At 69.2% G+C, this 19,467-nt stretch carries 14 protein-coding genes, 1 tRNA gene and 1 riboswitch; of the genes, 8 read left to right on the forward strand and 7 right to left on the reverse strand.

Going from position 1 to position 19,467, the window contains the following annotated elements; all coding sequences use genetic code 11:
• Positions 1-162: 162 nt before the first annotated feature.
• Positions 163-435: a hypothetical protein gene (locus DQW85_RS00815; RefSeq protein WP_113698567.1), complete on the reverse strand. Its 273-nt coding sequence runs from the start codon at positions 433-435 to the stop codon at positions 163-165.
• Positions 436-862: 427 nt separating this feature from the next.
• On the opposite strand from DQW85_RS00815, the gene DQW85_RS00820 reads away from it, so the two are divergent.
• The 5 genes from DQW85_RS00820 to DQW85_RS00845 all read left to right on the forward strand — a co-directional run bounded on the left by DQW85_RS00820 (position 863) and on the right by DQW85_RS00845 (position 6,549).
• Positions 863-935, forward strand: a tRNA-Arg gene (locus DQW85_RS00820).
• A gap of 732 nt (positions 936-1,667) precedes the next feature.
• Complete coding sequence (locus DQW85_RS00830; RefSeq protein ID WP_113698569.1) at positions 1,668-2,126, forward strand: transposase; 459 nt, start codon at positions 1,668-1,670, stop codon at positions 2,124-2,126.
• A 211-nt stretch (positions 2,127-2,337) separates the two neighbouring features.
• Positions 2,338-3,834, forward strand: coding sequence for a hypothetical protein (locus DQW85_RS00835; protein WP_162794625.1), 1,497 nt, complete (start codon positions 2,338-2,340; stop codon positions 3,832-3,834).
• 44 nt (positions 3,835-3,878) lie between these two features.
• Positions 3,879-4,679 (forward strand): alpha/beta fold hydrolase, encoded by an 801-nt coding sequence (locus DQW85_RS00840; protein WP_113698571.1) that lies wholly within the window; start codon positions 3,879-3,881, stop codon positions 4,677-4,679.
• A gap of 445 nt (positions 4,680-5,124) precedes the next feature.
• Entirely contained in the window at positions 5,125-6,549 is a 1,425-nt protein-coding gene (locus DQW85_RS00845; protein WP_113698572.1) for an MDR family MFS transporter, read from the forward strand.
• A gap of 238 nt (positions 6,550-6,787) precedes the next feature.
• On the opposite strand, the gene DQW85_RS00850 is transcribed toward DQW85_RS00845, so the two are convergent.
• Positions 6,788-7,162, reverse strand: a complete 375-nt coding sequence (locus DQW85_RS00850) for a hypothetical protein (protein WP_205314774.1) — start codon at positions 7,160-7,162, stop codon at positions 6,788-6,790.
• A gap of 359 nt (positions 7,163-7,521) precedes the next feature.
• Between DQW85_RS00850 and DQW85_RS00855 the strand changes: the two genes are divergently transcribed.
• Positions 7,522-7,785, forward strand: coding sequence for a hypothetical protein (locus tag DQW85_RS00855; protein ID WP_162794626.1), 264 nt, complete (start codon positions 7,522-7,524; stop codon positions 7,783-7,785).
• A gap of 27 nt (positions 7,786-7,812) precedes the next feature.
• On the opposite strand, the gene DQW85_RS00860 is transcribed toward DQW85_RS00855, so the two are convergent.
• Complete coding sequence (locus DQW85_RS00860; RefSeq protein WP_113698575.1) at positions 7,813-8,652, reverse strand: alpha/beta fold hydrolase; 840 nt, start codon at positions 8,650-8,652, stop codon at positions 7,813-7,815.
• Between the two features lie 315 nt (positions 8,653-8,967).
• Here DQW85_RS00860 and DQW85_RS00865 point away from each other — a divergent pair, with 315 nt between their 5' ends.
• On the forward strand, positions 8,968-10,500 hold the full coding sequence (locus DQW85_RS00865; protein ID WP_113698576.1) for a M28 family metallopeptidase: 1,533 nt from the start codon (positions 8,968-8,970) through the stop codon (positions 10,498-10,500).
• A 131-nt stretch (positions 10,501-10,631) separates the two neighbouring features.
• Here the strand turns inward: DQW85_RS00865 and DQW85_RS00870 are convergent, their stop codons facing one another.
• Genes DQW85_RS00870 through DQW85_RS00880 form a run of 3 tightly spaced genes read right to left on the reverse strand, consistent with a single transcriptional unit; the run spans position 10,632 to position 13,363 of the window.
• Positions 10,632-11,576, reverse strand: coding sequence for a MerR family transcriptional regulator (locus DQW85_RS00870; protein WP_113698577.1), 945 nt, complete (start codon positions 11,574-11,576; stop codon positions 10,632-10,634).
• A gap of 52 nt (positions 11,577-11,628) precedes the next feature.
• A complete protein-coding gene (locus DQW85_RS00875) occupies positions 11,629-12,738 on the reverse strand; it encodes a serine hydrolase (protein WP_113698578.1) in 1,110 nt (369 codons plus the stop codon).
• A 10-nt stretch (positions 12,739-12,748) separates the two neighbouring features.
• A complete protein-coding gene (locus DQW85_RS00880) occupies positions 12,749-13,363 on the reverse strand; it encodes a hypothetical protein (protein ID WP_113698579.1) in 615 nt (204 codons plus the stop codon).
• A gap of 156 nt (positions 13,364-13,519) precedes the next feature.
• Here DQW85_RS00880 and DQW85_RS00885 point away from each other — a divergent pair, with 156 nt between their 5' ends.
• Positions 13,520-17,569 (forward strand): WD40 repeat domain-containing protein, encoded by a 4,050-nt coding sequence (locus DQW85_RS00885; RefSeq protein WP_113698580.1) that lies wholly within the window; start codon positions 13,520-13,522, stop codon positions 17,567-17,569.
• Here the strand turns inward: DQW85_RS00885 and thiC are convergent.
• Entirely contained in the window at positions 17,556-19,235 is a 1,680-nt protein-coding gene (gene thiC, locus DQW85_RS00890; protein ID WP_113698581.1) for a phosphomethylpyrimidine synthase ThiC, read from the reverse strand. The genes DQW85_RS00885 and thiC overlap by 14 nt on opposite strands.
• Positions 19,227-19,341: riboswitch (TPP riboswitch) on the reverse strand. It overlaps the preceding gene by 9 nt.
• Positions 19,342-19,467: the final 126 nt, after the last annotated feature.

A 19,467-nucleotide genomic window follows, 5' to 3' on the forward strand; every position in this document is an offset into this window, starting at 1 on the left:
CACTTGCATTTGTCTGTACGGATCCCCCAGAACCACAACCCACAGGCCACAAGCCGCACCAGAAGGACACGACCACAGACCCACGACGACCGAAGGACGCGAGACGAGCCCCAAAAGAAGCCCAGCAACCCAGGCGCCAAGACGTATCAGCCGGCCCCTGGCCTACGCGTACATCCCTGGATTCAGCCCTGTGCAGTACCCGGCCGTGACAATCGACGCCAACGCCCAGCCGATCAGCAGCCCAAGCCCCAGCCCCAGCGCCCAAGACCGACGCAGCACCAGCAAGACGATGCCACCCCCGAGGGCAGCCAACGCCAAGATCACCGCCCCGACGCCGATCGCCACCGAAGACTCCATGCTCAGCACCACAATGGCGACCACCACGTTGAAGACCCAGTAGCCGAAGGCCCCAACGAACGCCAACCCGACGACCACCCCGGTCCTCCGAGGCGGCTCCGGCACACCCGGCTGCTGCGGCGGCGGCACACTCACACCGATCACCCTACGTGCCCACCCACCACACGAGTGAGAGCTGACATGCGTCGTGGTAGTGACCCCGGCGATGTCGAGCTCCCTCGCGATCTCCGCATTGGACGACCCACGCCCACGCGACGCACCGGAAGGACCGGGACAAGTTCCGCCGCCGCTTCGCCGACGGCCCCCGGCCCCCCGCCAGGCGGCATGGCCCGCGCTCGCCCCGAGTGGGCCATCTGGCTACGCATCGCTCTTGATCCCCCTGATCGCCCTCATCCGGCCCATCAGCCACACCCTCTGGTCCAGCAGGACGGAGTCGGCACGCTCATGAGCGCGGTAACCGGTTCGAGTCACTCCCGAAGACCCGCTATGCTTGCTTACGCAGCGAGCGGCCGTAGCTCAATGGATAGAGCATCTGACTACGGATCAGAAGGTTAGGGGTTCGAGTCCTCTCGGCCGCGCTCCAGGTCAAAGGCTCTCTGGGATGATCCCGGGGAGCCTTTTTCGTGGTCGGACAGCAGCGTTGTACAGCAACGCAGGCCCACCCTTCTATGCACACCAGCGGGCTCGTGCCCTCGCCTCCAGGCCCCCGGACGCCGACGACCCTACTCAGGCGCCGCTGAGTCCCTCTCTGAGGCGGCGAACCCACTCTGCGGGGAAGACTTGCTCAAGCCGCTCTTTGCTGGTTTCCAACATCCCCTCCTTCGCCAAGGGGAGAAGAGCGCCATCCTGGACCGCCTTGTGATCCTCGGGTGCCGGACAGATGAGGACGGCGAGAATCCGGCATGTCCGTTGCAACTCCTCGATCCCCGTCGCGTGGATCATGCTCTTGATGGGTTCCCACGCCGTCCGTACGGCAAGAGCCACCAGCGGTTCGAGGAGAGCGCTGCGACGCTCGGCCTTTCGGGACCGCATGAGGACCGTCGATCGTGGTGCGACGTGGTGAGTTGACCGACAAGGCGTGGGTGCGGATCGAGCCGTTGCTGCCATGAGCGGTTCAAACGCTGGGAAGAAGACGGCACTTGGGCTCGGCTGCTGGAGGAGATGCAGGTCAAGGACGACTCGATCGGCCAGGTCGAGCTGATGGGGAGCATCGATTCCACCATCGCCCGGGCGCGTCAGCACGCGGCCGGGGCCCGTAAAAGGGGGATGACGGCGGGACGATCGATACGGAGCAATCGCAAAACCGGCAGGTGCTCGGACGGTCCCGCGGGGGGTTGACCACCAAGCTGCACCTGCTTGTCGAAGCCCGTGGGCTGCCGCTGGCGCTGTATCTGACCGGCGGCAACGTGGTCGACTGCACCGCGTTCGAGGCGGTGATGGCCAAGTTCCGGCTGCGCCGCCCGGCCGGGGGTCGTCCTGGCACCCGGCCGGGCACGCTGATCGCCGATAAGGGGTACTCCAGCCGCAAGATCCGTCTCTCGTTGATGCTGTGGCTCCGGCACGCCGAATTGTCAGACACGATGCCCCGACGTATCCAGGAGCAGGACGGCCGCCGCTTCAGGCGCGACGTCGGCGGTTCCTATGAGGGCATTGGCATGGATGCGAACATCGCGGAGCACAAAGCCCGTCAGCACGTCCGGTTGACGCTTCTGCGTGGTGAAGAGCCTGAGCCGACGAGACATCGCCACAGTGAGAAGTGGCACTACTAGCGAATGCGCAGAAGCGTCCCAGGGGTTCTGGAGCGCTTCCACGTGGCAGGCTCGGTCACGTCAGAGTCCTGCCGAGCTTGGCGAGCGCCTTGAGCTTCTCATCGAGGGAGGCGTGGGCGTAGATCGTCATGACGCCACAGCACCGGCTGTGGCGGGTCGCATCAGCTTGCCGTGTGAAGGAGTCCCGGGCTCCTGATACATGATGATCTGTGTGGAGACGGCCAGGAACGTGATGACGGCTGGCACGTTGGGTGCGTTGCTGGACCGTTCGCTTGTGCAGATGGCGGAGGCTGCCGCGGACGCCAGAACCTACGATCGTGAGACCATTTACACGGTTTCCGACGTGTGGGACAACAACACCTTTCCCTTGTTCCGCGCACTGGCCGCCCGTACATGGTGGGGCCGTGACCGGCGGGCACGTGCCGCCCTGGAGTGGATGGCCGCTTTCGGTGTGGAGCGGCGGACGTGGATGGCGGAGCAGTCGGCGATCGCCGGGTACCCGTTGCTGCCACCGTCGATGGGGACCGACCGCCACTACCGCCACTACCGCGATTACCGGGGAGTCGTGAGGGCGTCTAGGGAGCCGCTGACGACGGAGGTCGCCGCGGCGGTCGGCGTCGACTACGACCTGGCCACCGCCGAGGTTCGCTCCCTGTTGTTGGAACGGATCGGCACCCGGTTGACCGGCGCCCTGGTTGTGACCGCCCGACGCCGATACACCTCTGAACGGCCAGCCGACGAGGTCGCCGAGTTACGGCTGCGGCTAGACGAGGTCACCGACGCACACTTCAATTCCCATGACTCGTCCAGGATCACCATGGATTTCGGGACGGGACAGGTGGCGATCGGCATGGGGAAACGCGGAATCCTGCGTGCGGCGGGTGCCACCGTCCACCCCGACGACCTGAGCTGGCACCTGTCCGCAGCAGGCCGAGCGTTCGATGCGCGAACCCTGGCGGGCTCGCGGCCATCTCATGAGGCTCCTCCGCCGCGATGGCAGGAACCGCTGGGCGAGGGCCCTTTGGTCGCCGCGACGATCCTGCACAATGCGATGCTGCAGATTCGTATGGTCCGCTACGCCCGCCATGCCGGTGAGGTCTTGGTTCGACCTTTATGTCTGGCGTTTGCCGGCGCGGGGAAGTCCATTCTCGCCGCAAGCACGTACATGCGGGCGAGCCGGCGCGAGGAGGCATTCCGTCAGCTGGTCGAGGGCTGGGTACGGAAAGGAGGGCCTGACCTGGCTCCCTGGTTCGCGGCGCGCCTGCGCGCACTCGCCGGCGAGGTCAGCGGCACGACCCGAGAGTGGGTCACATCGGTGATACCGCAGCTGGAACGAGACTCCGAGGTGGAGGGAGGGGCAGCCTCCGATCTGCCTGCGGAGGCCGAGCTGCGGTTGGTCAAATACGTGGCAGCGCACACTCGGCATGAACATCCATACGCCGGCTCGGCCCTGGTCCAGTTGGCCGTGCCGCCTCGTCCCCAAGCCGGCCAAGATGAATCCTGGACCTTGTATGGATGGGAGTTCACGAGCCCTCATCTTTTCCAGTTGAGCGACACCGTCTTCCACGGCGCCACTAACCCACAGCTGATAGGAGCCCCTGGGGCGGTCCGCTCCCTCAGCCTGAACGGTGGCGACCTCACTGTGGCCACCGCGAAGCTCGAAGACCCCCTGTGGCGTCATCTGGGCACTGCGGCCGCTTCTACTTGAAACTGAATTCAGATTATATTGCTGGCAATCGCAGGAGGTGCACCATGCCAACCATCGACGTCAACGGCACGACGCTCTACTACGAGGACGACGGTCCACGGGATGCTCCGGCGCTCGTCATGAGCCCGTCGATGTTCTTCGACACCCGGATGTTCCAAGCCCAGGCCGATCACTTCAACGACCGCTACCGGGTGATCCGGTACGACCATCGAGGACAGGGGCGCAGTGCTCGTGCCCCCCGCGATCAGCTCGATTACGACACGCTCACCCAGGACGTCGTCGAGCTCATTGGCGCGCTCGGCATCGCGCCGGTCGTGTTCGTCGGCAACTCGATGGGCGGGTTCGTCGGGCTCCGGCTCGCGGCACGTCACCCCGAGCTGCTGCGCTCGGCGGTCGTCATGGGTACGTCAGCCGACGTCGAGGAGCAGGTGGAGGAGATGGACGTCCTCATTGACGTGCTCGGCGAGCACGGCATGGAGCCGATCTTGGAGGGTCTACTCACGTTCATGATGGGCGAGACCACCCTGAACGACCCGTCTCGTGCCCACATCCTCGCCGGGGTGCGCCAGCTCCTCTTGAGTCGTGGCCCCGAGTACGCGGACGCGGCGTGGCACATCCCGCACCGGGCCGGCGTCTTGGACGAGCTGGCCGCGATCACCGTCCCGCTCGTCGTCGTCGCAGGCACCGAGGACCACACCTATCCGCCCGAGAAGTCCAAGCAGATCGTCGCGGGGGTGCCACACGCCGAGCTGGTCGTAATGGAGCACACGGGTCACGTCCACGCCCTGGAGAATCCTGACGGTGTGATCGACCTGCTCGAGCGGCATCTCCCCACGGTGGTGTGACGAGGGAGAGTCAGTGGTCACCACGGTCTGCCGGGTGACCACCGACTCCCGTTGCGCTCACCCGAAGTAGCGGCGGGTTCTTGACGGGTGCTGGGCGTGCCCTCTGTGCTGGTGATCCAGCTCCAACCGCTGGTCCCCCGGCCGAGCAGGTAGGTCGCCATCTGGCTGCGGGGCTCCTTCGCGTGAGCTGGAGATCGCTGTCCGCCGCCGGTGAAAATCGGATGACATTTCGGTCCACTTGCCGGAATGCTGGACGCGGGCGATGAGTTTTGTCGGTGGTGTCGGTCAGTCTTATGCATGACCACGACTGCTTGTGAGACCCAAGGCTGGGACGCCAGCCACGACCAAGTCATGTCCCGACAACCCCGATCGAGGTACCGTGTCCAGCCCACAGCTCGACTCACCTGCCACGTCCGCGACCGCCGTTTCGGGTCGCACCCCCGCCGTGATCCGGCTGTTGGTGCTCGCCACGTTCGTGGTCATCCTCAACGAGACGATCATGATCAACGCGATCCCGCGGCTGATGGGCGCGCTCCGCATCACCGAGCAGACCGCTCAGTGGCTCTCGACCGCCTTCATGCTGACCATGGCCGCGGTCATCCCGATCACCGGGTGGTTCCTGCAGCGGGTGTCCACCCGCCGCGCGTACGCCACCGCGATGGGCCTGTTCCTGCTCGGCACGGCGTTGGCCACGGTCGCGCCGATGTTCGAGGTGCTGCTGGGCGCCCGCATCATCCAGGCGTCCGGTACGGCGGTGATGATGCCGCTGCTGATGACCACGCTGATGCAGGTGGTGCCCGAGGCCGACCGAGGCCGGGTGATGGGCAACGTCACGCTGGCCATCTCGGTCGCGCCCGCGATGGGCCCGGCGGTCTCGGGGGTGATCCTCCAATTCGGGTCCTGGCGGCTGCTGTTCGCCGTGGTGCTCCCCATCGCCGCAGTGATCACATGGCGCGGCCTGAAGCAGCTCAAGAACGTCGGAGAGCCCCAGTTCAGCACCATCGACTGGTTCAGCGTGGTGACCGCCGCTGCCGGTTTCGGCGGCCTGGTCTACGGGCTCAGCCAGTTCGAGGGCGGTGACGTCCGCGTCGCCGCCACGATCGTGGCGGCCGGCCTGATTGCCATCACCGTCTTCGTCGTCCGCCAGCTGTCGCTGCAGAAGCGCGGTGCGCCGCTGATGGACCTGCGTACCCTTCGCCACCGCACCTACACGGTCGCGCTGATCCTGATGTCGGTGGCTTTCATGGCGATGCTCGGATCGATGATCTTGCTGCCGCTGTACCTGCAGAACGTCCGCGCGCTCAGCCCCCTGGAGACCGGGCTCCTCGTGATGCCGGGCGGCCTCGCGATGGGGCTGCTCGGTCCGACCGTCGGCCGCCTGTTCGACCAGTTCGGCGGCCGGGTTCTGGTCATCCCCGGCGCGATCGGGATCACGCTCGCGCTCACCGGCTTCACGCAGGTCACGATGACCATGCCGTTCTGGCAGCTTCTCGCTCTGCACGCGCTGCTGATGGTGAGCCTGGCGGCGACCTTCACCCCGGTGTTCACTCTCGGGCTCGGAGCGGTTCCTCCGCGGCTCTACTCCCACGGCAGCTCGATCCTGAGCACGCTGCAGCAGGTCGCGGCGGCCTTCGGCACCGCGCTCGTGATCACCGTGATGAGCGCGCGAGCCGATGCCCTGAAATCCGCGGGAGTCACCGAGGCACTCGCCAACCTCGAGGGCATGCGGCTGGCTTTCATCATCGGCGCGGTGCTGTCCGTGGCTGTGGTCATCGCCGCCCTGCTCCTGCCGGCCCGAGCGAACAACGCCGGTGTGCTCGAGGAACCCGCCGATGAGACCGGTATGGCGGCGGTGGAGAGCGAGGCTTGATCTCTCTTGTCGGGCGGGCCGCGCGCCTGCCCGACAAGCAGCGGATCAAGTTCGCCGCCGCGGATGCCGGGCAGACCGGCGATCTGTACTTCACGCCGCCAGGACAGCGGGAACGCCCAGTGGTCAGGGCAGGAGCCCTGCCGCGGTCGCCGAGACGACCGTCCCGGAGGGGATCGCCCCCATCATGATGGGGGCGGCCTCCGAGAATGCGGCGGGCTCAGCGGAGACCGCGGCGGGTTCAGCTGAGCGAGAGTGTCGCGATGACGATCAGCATCAGCATGAGCGCCAGTAGGCCCCCCGCGACCGCCAGCAGGGCGATCACGCAGCCCTTTCCGTTCCATGGTTGGGGGGCGGGGCCGAGGGCGCCTCGGGAGTAGGCCCACATGGGGGCGCGGTATTCGAGTTCGAGCGCCATTCCGGGCTGGAGCAGGACCGTCAGGTCCGCGGGGCCGATCTGTGGGGGGAGGAAATAGGGCAGGTGGATGTGAAGGTGGTACTGGCCGGGAGGAAGTGGGATCGTGTTGCGGCCCCATCTGCCCAGAGTCTGGTGGCCGTTGAGGATGATCTTGGGGGTGATCATGCTCAGCATGAAGCCGATCCAGTGTCGCCTCACATCGAGGATGAGATACGCCTGCGCCCCGGAGGGTACGGGTGGGGGCGGCTGGCTCGGCCGGCTCGGCTGGCTCCATGGGGAGAAGGGCGCGGGCTGGTGCATGGCGCTCAGGCTACTTCCACCCGATCTGTCACGATGTTGTTGTCGCCGGATGTTCAAGGGGTTGGGCTGGGCAGGCGATCAGGGGTCTGGCGTCCGGGCTCGTGTTCGGGCGGTCGAGCGGGGCGAGCGGGTCGACCGCTGGAGGCGTCGTGCTGCCGTCGTGGACGCGCCACACGCACCCGGGGGGCCCTGCGTCCGAGGGCCCGCTTGACGCGGGGCTGCTCCGGCGGCGCGGGCGCGAGCGTCTTGCGGCCGGGGTGACGCTGCCGGGCGTGCCCGGCTCGGCGGACCGGATCACCGCGTACGAGGACTGGGTGGTCGGCGAGGAGGGGCTCGAGGCGTCGTTGGACCGGATGGCCGGACCGGGATGGGTTTCTGTGCCTGCGTTCTCCAGTTGGGAGACCTTCGAGCAGGTCGCCCGGTCCTGGGGCTCTGGCCGGTTCCGTGAGTCGTTTCGGGCGGCCCACGCGCGCCTGGGGCCATTGGTGTCGGCCGCGTACCACGGTCGGATCATCCGCTGACTCTCCCGGTCTGCTGCGGGTCGACGCTCAGCCGAGGAACGTCGCGGTCGTCGCGACGAACCTGTCGGGGTCGTCGAGCCATGGATGATGGCCTGCCTCTGGTTGAACGGCGAACTCGGCGTTCGGGAACAACTCGGCGAATTCGGCCGCGGCGCTCGGGGGCGTGTTCAGGTCGAACTCTCCGGCGAGCAGCAGCACCGGGGCGTGGAAGGCGGCGAGTGCCGCGCGAGTGGCGTCCGGGTGGAACGCGCCCTCGGCGCCGAAGGCGGCCGCGGCTTCGGCGTTCCGGCGGCGGTCGTGGGTCGCCTGGTGGGCCTGTGCCGCCGCGTCCCATCGCCCGTAGAGGAAGGGGTCGATGGCCTTCCTGTTGCCGGTGGTGACGTTGCCGGCCACGATCTCCTCAAGGGCCGCGTAGGCCGGTCCGAACCAGGGCTCGTCCCCGCGGAGCCGCGCGGTCGCGAGCCGGGACTCCCCGGTGGCCTCGATGCCGACGGCCCTGGTGCTGGGGGTGATCAGAGCGAGCTTGCGGACACGTGCCGGGCGCCGGGCCGCATAGAGAACAGCGAGGTTCGCGCCCGCGGAGTGCCCGAGCAGGTCCAACTGGTCAAGATCGAGGTGCTCGCGCAGGGCCTCGACGTCATCGACGAGCCGGTCACAGCGGTACGAGGTGGCGTCCGCCGGTGTCCCGGACCGGCCGGTGCCCCGAGGGTCCACCATGATCAGCTGTCGATGGGCCGACAGGCCGCCGAGGTCCCCGAGGTAGACCGAGTCCTGCATCGGGCCGCCCGGTAGGCAGATCACCGGGTGGCCCGCTCCGAACACGTGGTAGGCGAGGTCGGTTCCATCGTGGGCGGGGAAGGCGGGCATGGCCGTGATCCTTTCAGCGGCATTCCGGCCAGAGCAACCGGGTATTTCGACCGGGCGACCGCTGTTCGGACCGCATCCCTGATCCCTGGCTGCATGATCACGTCGGAGCGTTGGCGGCTGTGGATATTGAGTTTCCGTTTCTGGTCGAGGGTCGGCCCGGGGTCCCGGATGTGGCTCCCTCCGGACGACTGGTTACGACTCCGGTCGATAACAAATTCGAGCCAGGGCTTTCAAGATCTTAGTAAGTAACACTATGTTCCCTTTGATCGCGATTACGGAGGTTGTCCGGCTCTACTGGTGATAGAGGAGTTTCGCATGCGCAAACGCGCGTATCGGAGCGTGCTGGCCGCCGTCACCGCGGCCTCGGCCATGGCTCTCCCCCTCGTCTCGGCCGCCCCGGCCAGCGCGGACCCCGATCCCGCGGCGTTCAGCAGGAGCCTCACCGCGCCCACGGTGAAGCGGCACCTGGAGAAGCTGCAGGAGATCGCCAACGCCAACGGCGGCACGCGCGCCTCGGGCACCCCGGGCTTCGACCGGTCGGTGGACTACGTCGCCGGCAAGCTGCGCAAGGCCGGCTATCGGGTCACGCTCCAGGAGTTCGAGTTCCCGTTCTTCCGGGAACTGGAGAAGCCGGCCTTAGCGAGGACCGCTCCCAGCCCCAAGACGTACGTCCCCGATACGGACTTCGCGACCATGACGTACTCCGGGTCGGGTGACGTCAGTGGCACCGTCCAGGGTGTGGACCTGGTCCTCCCGCCGACCCCCGCGCCGAGCTCCACCTCCGGGTGCGAGGCGAGCGACTTCGCCGGATTCACGGCGGGCAACATCGCCCTGCTCCAGCGTGGCACCTGCACCTTCCAGATCAAGGTGGAGAACGCGCTGGCCGCCGGCGCCAGTGCGGTGATCATCTTCAACGAGGGCCAGCCCGGCCGTGACGGGCTGCTGAACGGCACCCTCGGCGTCCCGTTCACCATCCCGGTCGTGGGCACCACCTTCGCCGCCGGCAACGAGCTCGCATCGGCCGGCACCGCCGTTCAGCTCAAGACCAGGACCGAGAGCGACCTGCACCGCAAGACCCGCAACATCATCGCCGACCACCGCTCAGGCAACCCCGACAAGGTCGTCGCCCTCGGCGCGCACCTCGACAGCGTGGTCGCCGGGCCGGGGATCAACGACAACGGCTCGGGCAGCGCGGCGATCCTGGAGACCGCGCTGAGGCTGGCACCCCTGCCCACCAAGAACAAGCTCCGCTTCTACTTCTGGGGCGCCGAGGAGCTCGGCCTGCTCGGCTCCGAGCACCACGTGGCCAACCTCTCCGCCGAGGAGAGAGCCAAGATCAAGCTGTACCTGAACTTCGACATGATCGCCTCGCCGAACTACACGTTCGGAATCTACGACGGCGACGACTCCGACGGTGTCGGCGCCCCGGCCGGACCGCCCGGATCCGACAAGATCGAGAAGCTCTTCGAGAAGTACTACACCACGATCGGCAAGCCGTTCGTCGGCACCGACTTCACCGGGCGCTCCGACTACGGCCCCTTCATCGAGGTCGGCATCCCGGCCGGTGGCCTGTTCACCGGCGCCGAGGGCATCAAGACCGAGGACGAGGCAGCGAAGTTCGGCGGCCAGGCGGGTGTGGCCTACGACAAGTGCTACCACCAGGAGTGCGACAACCTCGCCAACATCAACGACGAGGCCCTGGCGATCAACTCGGGCGCCGTGGCGACCGCCGCGCTGGTCTACGCCTACAGCAAGGAACTGCCCGGCAGCGGGACCCCCGGCTCCACCACTCCCGGCACCGGCGGTGGCGGTGACGACCACGATCACGGCCACACGGTGAGCGAGTAGCACCTTCTCATGTGAACGCCCGTCTCGGGTGAACGGCCCCTTTTCGGGTGAACAGCGCATGGCCCCCGCCGTCTGGAGAGCGCAGGCGGCGGGGGCCGTGCTGTGCCGCCGCGTGGAAACGGGTTCGCGCTCTACCCGGGCAACCGGGCGCGCAGGGCCTGGATGAGCCAGTCGAGCGCGGGGGCCGTGCTTTCCGGGGCCGGCCAGCCGTTGATGACGGCGAGGGACTGGAGGTACTGCTCCCTGCGGGGGTCGTTCGCGGTCTCCAGCCGGGTCAGCAGCCTGTGCCGGAGGTCGGCGTGGTCGGCGTGCTCGGGGTGGCCGAGGATGCGCGCGTAGTGCGCCGCGATCGCCGCCACGACGGGGTCGGCCTGCGGGGAGGCCGGAGCGAGGCCGGCTGTCAGGGCCGGGGCCACCTGGTCACGGACCATGGCGACCAGGTCGCGGCGCGGGACTCCTCCAGTGGTGTCACGCTCGGCCGCGTGCTGTTCGGCCATGTGCCGCAGGCCGGCGCGGAAGTCCGGGTCCTGCGAAAGCTCGGCCAGGTCCACCCACGCCTCGACCTGCTCGGCGTCCGGGTCGTCGGGGAGTTCGGGGGTCATCGAGCACCGGATCGCCGTGACTGCCGGATCGGCGTCCAGGCCGCCGAAGGCGGCGTCGAGGAAGTCGCCGATCAGACGTCGGCGTTCGTCCCGCGACAACTTGGCGAGCCTGTGCATGAGTTCCATCTCCTCTGGGGTGGAGCCGCGCCTGGCCACCGCCGCCAGCACCGAGCGCCGCAGGCGTAGCACCCGGATCCGCACCTCGAGTGCCTCGGCGTGGGCCGCGGCGACCTCGGCAAGCGAGATCTGCCGGTCCACGATCTTCGTGATCGTGGGAAGGTCCAGGCCCAGGGCGCGCAGCGTTCGGACGAGGTCCAGGCGGGCGAGCGCGTCGATGCCGTAGAAGCGGTAGCCGGCCGGACTTCGGTCGGTCGGCGGCACGATCCCACGGTCGGAGTAGAACCTGATGGTCTTGACCGTCAGCCCCGCCATCCGGGCCAGCTCGCCGATCGAGTAGAGCCTGTCGCCGTTCATGCGCTCACCCTGGTGCCTCCCTCTGGTGGAGACTCAAGCCCAGTCTCCGGAGTCAACCGCACATGAGCCGTTGCGCCGCGGCGATGGCGTCGCCGGCCATGCTCGCGTTGACCTGTACCACGACCACGCGGCGGCCGTCCTCGGTGCTCATGGCGGCGCCGCCGTACCCCAGTATCAGGCCGGAGTGGGTGAGGACGTGCGCGCCGCAGCCGAGCCGCTCGGCGAAGACGCCGAACCTGCCCTCGCGCATCGCCCGGCCCTCGGGCCGGGCACCGCCGAAGAGGGACCGGTAGAAGGCGGCCACGTCCGCGGCGGTCGAGACGAGCCCGCCGGCGCTCCAGAAGATCGACGCGTGCACTCTGGTGGCCCCGTCCCGGCCGCGCGCGAGGTTCGCGGGGGTCAGGGCGGCCGGCAGCTCGGTCGCGGGGAGGGCGATCCGCCCTCGGACCAGCTGTCCGTACGGCCTGCGGCGCAGCTTCTCCAGGGTCATGCCGAGGAGGATGTAGTTGGTGTTGGAGTAGGCGAAGGTGCCGGGCGGGCCTGCGGCGCCTGCATGGGCGACGAGCTCGCGCGGCGGCCACCTCTTCAGGTGACCGCCGCCCTTCAGCGCCCTGGTGAAGCCGGGCGAGGTCAGATAGTCGGGGATGCCGCTGGTGTGCCTGAGCAGGTCCGCCACGGTCGCCCGGGTGCTGATCACGCCGGGGAGCAGGCGCTCGACCTCGTCGGTGACCGACAGCCGTCCCTCGCGTACGAGCTGGAGCACGAGGGCGGCGGTGAAGGTCTTGGTGATGCTGGCGATCCGGAACCGGTGGCCGGTCCGCATCGGCTCCCCCTTGTGGGCGCTGCCCGCGGCGGCCTGCCAGACGCGCTCGCCGTCCAGGACGTAAGCCACCGCTCCCGGCGCGCCCGCGCGCACCAGCCGTTCGGCTTCCGCCCGGACATCCGGAGGGTCGGCGGGGGGCTTCGCCGGGGTGGCCGTGGAGGTCGCCGCGGGCCTCGGTGGGGTGGCTGGTCCGGCGGTGCAGGCGGGCAGCGCAAGCAGCAGTGCGACGGCCGCGGCGCGTAAGCCCTTCCCACAGCCCTTCCCACAGCCCTTCCCACGGCGACGGCTACGGGCGCCGTGGGGCATCGGTGCGGAAGGCGGGGCGACGCGCGGCTCCATCGGGGGCGTTCTAGTCGTTCTGCTGATTGATATACATGTCTCCGGCTGATTGCTGGATTCGCGCTCGGTCGTAGCCGGTGGCGTTCATCTCTATTCGCGGTGAACGCGGTGGGGCTTGTGGGGTGAGAGGTGCGATCTTCTCGGCGATGAGGCGGCGTAAGGCGGCCGCGAATGCGGGGTCGGCGAGCGCGTGCCGGCGGAGCCGCCCCTGCCATTCCGAGACGAGTTCGTCATGGACGGCCGGGGCGGTGTCCGGGCGCGCGGCCGACAGTTCGCGGCGGGTCTCCACGAGAGCCGCCTCGACGTCCGGGAGCCGGTCGGGGAGGGTGTCGCGCCAGAGCCTGAGCAGCGCCACCTCCGCCTGCCTCCAGTTGTCACCCCCCATGGCGTTCACCAGTGAGACGGCTTCGGTACCGGTGAGTCGATCCACGGTCGCCTCGCTCTCCCGGGTGCGGGTTCGTGCCATGCCGCGCAGGCTCACGGCGAGGCCGGCGAGCGCCACGACCAGCCCGAGCACGCTCGCGAGCTTGTCGGCGGCGTCGAGGCCCACGACCGCGGTGCCGAGGGCCAGGGCGAGCGCCGCGCAGAGCGCCGCCGCGACCCTGAACAGTGCGCGCTTGGCCATGCCCCCATCATGGCCGGGAATTTCTGATCTGTCGCGCCGGATGGCAGCCACCCTTATCCCGACTTATCGCGCTTTATCCGGGTAAATTGGCGGGTCGAGGTAACGAAACGGGTTATTCGCGCGCGCGCCCTGGTCGCTGATTTACCGTGAAAGTTGATGGACGAGCGCGAAGAAGAACCACAGATACGCTTTGAGGCTCATGCGGAGGATTCGGCGAGCATCAACCAGGCGGCCGGAGATCTGCATTTCTATCTCGAAGACGGCACTCGTGTCCTGCGCCGCACGATCCCCGGCCAGACCACGGACATCTGCCCGTACCCCGGCCTCGCGGCGTTCGGGCCCGACCAGTCCGAGTGGTACTGCGGGCGCGACAAGGTGCTCGCCAACCTGCTCGGCCTGCTGGACCGGCGGCGGTCCGGCGTCCAAATGATCATCGCGCCCTCAGGTGCCGGCAAGTCCTCGCTGCTCGGCGCCGGGCTGCTGCCCGAGCTCAAGGCGTCCAAGCTGCCCGGCTCCAGCCGGTGGGCGCGGCTCTGGCTGACACCCGGCGTTCATCCCGTCGCCGCCCTCGCCGCGCAGGTCGCCGCCGTCACCGGCAACCCGGTGATCCCCGCGGAGTGCGCCGACATGCTCCAGCGGCATCTGGGCGACACCCCGGCCGTCGTGGTCGTCGACCAGTTCGAGGAGCTATTCACCCTCTGCGCGGACCTCGGCGAACGCCGGCAGTTCCTCGAGCTGCTCGGCCGGCTCGCCGAGCGGGTCGGCTGGGTCGTGATCGGCCTGCGCGCGGACTTCTACAGCGCCTGCCTCCGCCACCCGCTCCTCCTGGCCGCGCTCCAGGACAGCCCGCTGCTGCTCAAGAGCATGACCGTCGAGGAACTGCGGGACACCATCCTCTATCCCGCCCGCCGCGAAGGTCTGATCGTCGAACCCGGCCTGGTCGAACTGCTGTTACGCGACCTCGGCGCCGGCCCCGAAGGCGACTACGAGGCCGGCCGCCTCCCTCTCCTGGCCCACGCCCTGCGCGCCAGCTGGCAGCAGCGCAACGGGCACACGCTGACGGTCGCCGGCTACCTGACCACCGGAGGCATCAGTGGGGCCATCGCCACCACCGCCGACCGCACCCTCGCCGGGCTCAGCCCGGCGGGCCAGGCCATGACGCCGCGCCTGCTGGTCCAGCTGGTCAAACTCGGCGACACCGGCACCCCCGACGTGAGGAGGGCCCGTACGCGCGGCGAGCTGGTCGACTCCAGCCACGACCCCGCGACCGCCCGCGAGGTCATCGACGCCTTCACCGACGCCCGGCTGCTCACCTCCGACCGCGAGACCGTCACGATCACGCACGACGAGCTGCTGCGCAGCTGGCCCCGGCTGCGCGACTGGATCACCGCGAACCGGGAGGACCAGCTCATCGAGCAGGCGCTCGGCGAGGCCGCGACCGCCTGGCACCGGACGAGCGACGCGGACGTCCTCTACCGGGGAGCGCTGCTCGACCAGGCCCGCGCCTGGGCCCGCCGGGCCGTCAGCCCGCTGACGGCACCCGTCGCGGAGTTCCTCGAGGCATCCGACCGGCTCCAGCGGCGGACCACGCGCCGCCGCAACGTGATCATCGGTACGTTGACCGTCCTCAGCCTCGTCGCCACCACGGCCGCCGTCTTCGCCCTCCAGCAGCGGAACGACGCGCTCGCCCAGCGTGACCTCGCCGTCTACAACCGGGTGGTCACCGAATCCGACCGGCTACGGGCCACCGACCTGTCGAAGTCGGCGCAGCTCGCGCTCGTCGCGCACCGGCTGCGGCCCAGCCCCGCCACCGCTCAGCGCGTCCTCGGCACCCAGTTGTTCGCGCTGTCCATCCCGCTGAGGGGGCACACCGACAAGGTCACCTCCGTCGCCTACAGCCCCGACGGCCGCACCGTCGCCAGTTCGAGCTGGGACAGCACGATCCGGCTGTGGGACGTCTCCGACCCGGCGAACCCCGCGCCGCTCGGCCCGCCGATCACCGACGGCCAGAAACAGGTCAACACCGTCGTGTTCAGCAACGACGGGCGGCTCATGGCGAGCGCCGACTGGGACCGGGTGTTCCGGCTGTGGGACGTCTCCAACCCGTCCCGTCCCGTCCTGCTCAGCCAGACCGACAACGGCGGGAAACCGGAGGACGACAGCGCCGTCGCGCTGAGCCCCGACGGGAAGATCATGGCGGGCACCGGCCTGGGCAGCGCGATCGACCTGTGGGACGTCTCCGACCCGCGGCGGCCCGTCAAGATGAGCAGCCGCCTGGTCAGCACGGACTCGACCACCGCCAACGGGATGGAGTTCAGCCCGGACGGCCGCACGCTGTTCAGCACACGCCAGTTCGGGGAGTCCCAGATGTGGGATCTCACCGACCTCAGGCACCCGAAGTCGCTCGACGAAGAGATCGACACCGAGGCGGCCGCCTTCAGCCCGGACGGGAGACACCTCGCCACCAGCGGCCTGCGCGGCATGGTCGCCCTGTACGAGGTCAAGAGCCGGGCCAAGCCCGAGCTGGCCGGCTTCGCCCTCACCGGGCACACCAACACCCTCGGGGACATCTCGTTCAGCCCCGACGGGCTGCTCATGGCGACCGCCAGCCAGGACCAGACCGTGCGGCTCTGGAACATGGCCGATCCCCAGCGCCCCACGCAGGTCGGCCCGCCGCTGACCGGGCACACCCACGACATCGACACGGTCCGTTTCAGCCCCGACGGCCGCCGCCTGGTGACCGCCAGTGACGACTACGTGGTCCGGCTGTGGAGCCTGCCGCGCTCCGAGCTCATCGGCCACTCCTCGACGGTGAGGTCCGCCGTGTTCAGCCGCGACGGCACCAAGGTCGCCACCACGAGCGACGACCAGTCCGTCAGGTTCTGGGACGTCTCCGACCCGGCGGAGCTCCGGCCGTTGGGCGTACAGGTGCCCGCCCATCGCGGCCTCTTCAAGACCGAGTCCGCGTGGAGCCCCGACGGGCGGCTGCTCGCCACGTTCGCCGACTTCAGCCGCGTGCGGCTGTGGAATGTGTCCGATTTCTCCGCGCCTCGTACGCTCGGGGACCCCCTGCCCAACGGAGGCGAGGCCGTCCTGTCACCGGTCTTCCGGCCCGACGGCGCCGTGCTGGCCGTCGGGAACCCCGACGGTGGCGTGCGGCTCTGGGACGTCACGACCCCGTCCGCCCCCAGGTTGCTGGGCGCGACCACCCGCCGCGGCTTCCCCGCGTTCGCCGTGGCCTTCTCCCGCAGCGGGCGCCTGCTCGCCATCGGGCACGGCGACGGCAAGGTCGTTCTTTGGGACGTCTCCGAGCCCGGCTCGCCGCGGCGCCTCGCCGAGGGCACCAGCGGGTACCAGCAGGAGTCGGTGGAGTTCTCGCCGGACGGCCGGGTCCTGGCCAGCGTCAACAGCAACGAGGCCATCCAGCTGTGGGACGTCTCCGACCCGAGGGTGATGAAGCCGCTGAGCCGGCTCCGCGGCGCCCACAACGACGCCGTCAACATGGTCGCGTTCAGCCCCGACGGGAAGACCATGGCGTCCGGCAGCCAGGACAGCACCATCCGGATCTGGAACGTCACCGACCCGAAAAGCCCCACCCCGCTCGGCGAGCCGTTCATCGGGCACAGCGCCGACGTCCGCAGCGTCGCGTTCAGCCCCGACGGGAAGACCATGGCGTCCGGCAGCCGGGACAACACCGTCACGATCTGGTCCATGGACACCGGCGCGGTCATGGACCGGATCTGCCTCCTCTCGGCGGCCTCGATGACGCGGGAGGACTGGCGGCAGCACGTGGGCCCGGACATCCCGTACGACCCGCCGTGCGCCCGCCGTCCCACGGCGGCGCCCGCCGCCCCGCCGTCCCGCGCCTTCGACCTGTCCGGCGTCTGGCAGGGCACCTATCACTGCGCGCAAGGTGAGACGTCCATGCGCCTGACCGTCGGCGCACAGGCCGCGGACGGCTTCGTGTCCGCCCGGCTCGACCTCGGGCCGACCGCGGCCAACAAGCGTGTCCCCCGGGGCGCCTTCACCGTCCACGGGCGCGTCGCCGGTGGCGAGCTGCGGCTGCTGCCCGGCCACTGGATCGAACAGCCCTACGGCTACGTGATGGTGGGGCTCACCGCCTCCCTCCGGGACTCCCGGCCCACCCGGCTGACCGGACGCATGCTCCACCCGTTCTGCACGAGCTTCAGCATCACCCGCGCGTAGTCTCCGGGCTCTCACCCGGGGGCGGCACGTAGACCTGCCCGCCCTGCTCGCGGAACTCGGCCGACTTCACGGCCAGGCCGGCGGCGAGCGCCTCGGACTCCGGCAGCCCGCGCTGCTCGGCGAAGCGCCGCACATCCTGGCTGATCTTCATGGAGCAGAATTTGGGGCCGCACATGGAGCAGAAGTGGGCGGTCTTGGCGGGGGCCGCGGGCAGCGTCTCGTCGTGGAACGACCGGGCGGTGTCGGGGTCGAGCGACAGGTCGAACTGGTCCTCCCAGCGGAACTCGAACCGGGCGTCGGACAGCGCGTCGTCCCAGGACCGGGCGAGCGGGTGCCCCTTGGCGAGGTCCGCCGCGTGCGCCGCGATCTTGTACGTGATCACACCTGTCTTCACGTCGTCCCTGTTCGGCAGGCCCAGGTGCTCCTTGGGGGTGACGTAGCAGAGCATGGCGGTGCCGTACCAGCCGATCATGGCCGCGCCGATGCCGGAGGTGATGTGGTCGTAGCCGGGGGCGATGTCGGTGACCAGCGGGCCCAGCGTGTAGAAGGGGGCGTCGTCGCACACCTCGCGCTGCAGGTCGACGTTCTCCTTGATCTTGTGCATGGGCACGTGGCCGGGCCCCTCGACCATCACCTGGACACCGTGCTCGCGGGCGATGGCGGTCAGCTCGCCCAGCGTGCGCAGCTCCGCGAACTGCGCCTCGTCGTTGGCGTCGGCGATCGAGCCGGGCCGCAGCCCGTCGCCGAGGGAGAACGCCACGTCGTACGCGCTGAAGATCTCGCACATGTCGGCGAAGTGCTCGTAGAGGAAGCTCTCGCGGTGGTGTGCGAGGCACCAGGCCGCCATGATCGAGCCGCCGCGGGAGACGATCCCGGTCTTGCGGTGGACGGTCAGCGGCACGTACGCCAGCCGCACGCCGGCGTGCACGGTCATGTAGTCGACGCCCTGCTCGCACTGCTCGATCAGGGTGTCGCGGTAGACCTCCCACGACAGGTCGGCGGCGGCCCCGTTGACCTTCTCCAGTGCCTGGTAGATGGGCACGGTCCCGACGGGCACGGGGGAGTTGCGTATGATCCACTCGCGGGTGGCGTGGATGTCGCGGCCGGTCGACAGGTCCATGACGGTGTCGGCTCCCCAGCGGGTGGCCCAGGTCATCTTCTCCACCTCCTCCTCGATGGAGGAGGTGACGGCCGAGTTGCCGATGTTGGCGTTGATCTTCACCAGGAAGTTGCGGCCGATGATCATCGGTTCGCTCTCGGGGTGGTTGACGTTCGCGGGGATGATGGCCCGCCCCGAGGCCACCTCGCCCCGGACGAACTCCGGCGTCACCCCTTCCCTGACGGCCACGAACTCCATTTCGCGGGTGATCTGCCCGGCGCGGGCGTAGGCGAGCTGCGTCACCGGCGCGCCCTTCGCGCGCAGCGGACGTCCGGCCGGTCCGGGCGGCACGGGCCGGCCGTCGTAGTCGGTCACGTCTCCCCGGGCGAGGATCCACTCCCTGCGGAGCGGGGGCAGGCCCCGCGTCACGTCGGTGTCCGCCGAGGGGTCGGTGTACGGCCCGGACGTGTCGTACAGGCGTACCCGATCACCGTTGGACAGCAGCACCTCGCGCATGGGGACCCGGAGATCACCGGTGTAGATCTTGGAAAAACGCGCGCGCTCCATCGCGCAACTCCCTTCGCCGGCATTACCCGGAGCAGGTTCTGGCGGTCGGCGGCTGTCGGTAGCCGTCCTCTCAGCCCGGTCACACCGGGCTCCCGCGTTGGACGGCTCAACCTAACCAGGAGTGAAGGAGACGCGCAAGAAGTGGATCAGCTCAGACCGTTGCCGGAAGCGCGGCGGCGCGCCCTCCGCGACCGGACGCGACACCGGCCGCGTGGCTCGCCGAGGGCGCGCC

The sequence above is a fragment of the Nonomuraea lactucae genome, from assembly GCF_003313395.1.
GTDB classification, from domain to species: Bacteria; Actinomycetota; Actinomycetes; order Streptosporangiales; family Streptosporangiaceae; genus Nonomuraea; species Nonomuraea lactucae.

Excerpts from the sequence above, each read along its gene's own strand:
- DQW85_RS00840 (WP_113698571.1), top strand. The coding sequence starts at position 3,879 with ATGCCAACCATCGACGTCAACGGCACGACGCTCTACTACGAGGACGAC.
- DQW85_RS00860 (WP_113698575.1), bottom strand. The coding sequence starts at position 8,652 with ATGCCCGCCTTCCCCGCCCACGATGGAACCGACCTCGCCTACCACGTG.
- DQW85_RS00865 (WP_113698576.1), top strand. The coding sequence starts at position 8,968 with ATGCGCAAACGCGCGTATCGGAGCGTGCTGGCCGCCGTCACCGCGGCC.
- DQW85_RS00870 (WP_113698577.1), bottom strand. The coding sequence starts at position 11,576 with ATGAACGGCGACAGGCTCTACTCGATCGGCGAGCTGGCCCGGATGGCG.
- DQW85_RS00875 (WP_113698578.1), bottom strand. The coding sequence starts at position 12,738 with ATGGAGCCGCGCGTCGCCCCGCCTTCCGCACCGATGCCCCACGGCGCC.
- DQW85_RS00880 (WP_113698579.1), bottom strand. The coding sequence starts at position 13,363 with ATGGCCAAGCGCGCACTGTTCAGGGTCGCGGCGGCGCTCTGCGCGGCG.
- DQW85_RS00885 (WP_113698580.1), top strand. The coding sequence starts at position 13,520 with ATGGACGAGCGCGAAGAAGAACCACAGATACGCTTTGAGGCTCATGCG.
- thiC (WP_113698581.1), bottom strand. The coding sequence starts at position 19,235 with ATGGAGCGCGCGCGTTTTTCCAAGATCTACACCGGTGATCTCCGGGTC.